This is a genomic window from Clostridium luticellarii (genome assembly GCF_002995845.1).
In the GTDB taxonomy this organism is placed as follows: domain Bacteria; phylum Bacillota; class Clostridia; order Clostridiales; family Clostridiaceae; genus Clostridium_B; species Clostridium_B luticellarii.
Genome location: NZ_PVXP01000147.1, coordinates 1 through 1544, shown reverse-complemented (window position 1 = coordinate 1544; position 1544 = coordinate 1). Strand labels below are relative to the sequence as shown.

Annotated in this window: 1 protein-coding gene; it reads left to right on the top strand. The window is 29.1% G+C overall.

Features of this window, described 5'->3' with window-relative positions:
• Positions 1 to 134: 134 nt before the first annotated feature.
• Complete coding sequence (gene dnaA, locus CLLU_RS18440; protein WP_106011210.1) at positions 135 to 1487, top strand: chromosomal replication initiator protein DnaA; 1353 nt, start codon at positions 135 to 137, stop codon at positions 1485 to 1487.
• The last annotated feature ends 57 nt before the right edge of the window (positions 1488 to 1544 follow it).

Genomic DNA, 1544 nt, shown 5'->3' with positions numbered 1-1544 from the left:
TTTTACAACTCTTTATACTTAAATTTATAAACTTAATTATAAACATGTGAATATTTTTATAAACATATGTCAACAAAATATAATAATGGAGAATATAAACTCAGAATTATTTTTCTAAGACTGGAGGATACAAAATGAATGCCCACCCAAAAGAAATATGGGAACAATCTTTAACCATAATAAAAGGCGAAATTACCGAAATTAGTTTTAACACATGGATTAAAAGTATTACTCCTGTATCCATTGAAAATAACACTTTTGTATTAAGCGTACCAAATGATTTAACAAAGGGAATATTATCTAGCAAATACACAAACTTAATATCAAATGCACTAAAATTAATTACTTCAAAAAAATACAATATCAAATTTTTAGTTTTATCCAAATCAGAAGAAGCCTTAACGTCGGATAGTAGAACTAAATATTCCAGCAAACAATCAATAGTACTAAACGAAGAAATGCCCACAATGTTAAACCCAAAATATACTTTTGATTCTTTTGTTATAGGAAATAGTAACCGATTTGCTCATGCTGCATCCCTTGCAGTGGCCGAATCACCTGCTAAAGCATACAATCCATTATTTATATATGGAGGAGTAGGTCTTGGAAAAACTCATCTGATGCACGCTATAGGTCATTATATATTGGAAAATAATAAAAAATCTAAAGTAACTTATGTTTCATCTGAAAAATTCACAAATGAACTCATAAATTCAATAAAAGATGATAAAAATGTAGAATTTAGAGATAAATACAGAAATATAGACGTATTATTAATAGACGATATTCAATTTATAGCAGGTAAAGAAAGCACTCAAGAAGAATTTTTCCATACTTTTAATGCCCTGTATGAAGCAAACAAACAAATAATTCTATCAAGTGATAGACCACCAAAGGAAATTCCTACATTAGAAGACAGACTTAGATCCAGATTCGAATGGGGATTGATAGCCGATATTCAGCCACCAGATTTTGAAACAAGAATGGCCATATTAAAAAAGAAAGCAGACGTAGAAAATTTAAATATTCCAAACGAAGTCATGGTATACATAGCTACAAAAATTAAATCAAACATCAGGGAACTAGAAGGAGCACTTATAAGAATAGCCGCTTTTTCTTCTCTTACAAACAGTGAGATAAGTATAGATCTAGCTATAGAAGCACTAAAAGATATAATCTCAAGCAAACAATCAAAACAAGTTACTGTAGATCTAATACAAGATGTTGTGGCAAATTATTATAATTTAAAAGTATCTGACTTCAAATCAGCTAGAAGAACTAGAAATGTAGCTTTTCCACGACAAATAGCAATGTATTTATGCAGAAAACTTACAGATATGTCTTTACCAAAAATAGGAGAAGAATTTGGAGGTAGAGATCATACCACAGTAATACACGCCTATGAAAAAATATCAAGCAATTTAAAACATGACGAAAGTCTTCAAAATGCTGTAAATGATTTAACAAAACGTCTAAATCAAAAATAGTTATTAACACATGTTTATAACTATTTTATGATCTGCTGTTGATATTATGTTATATAG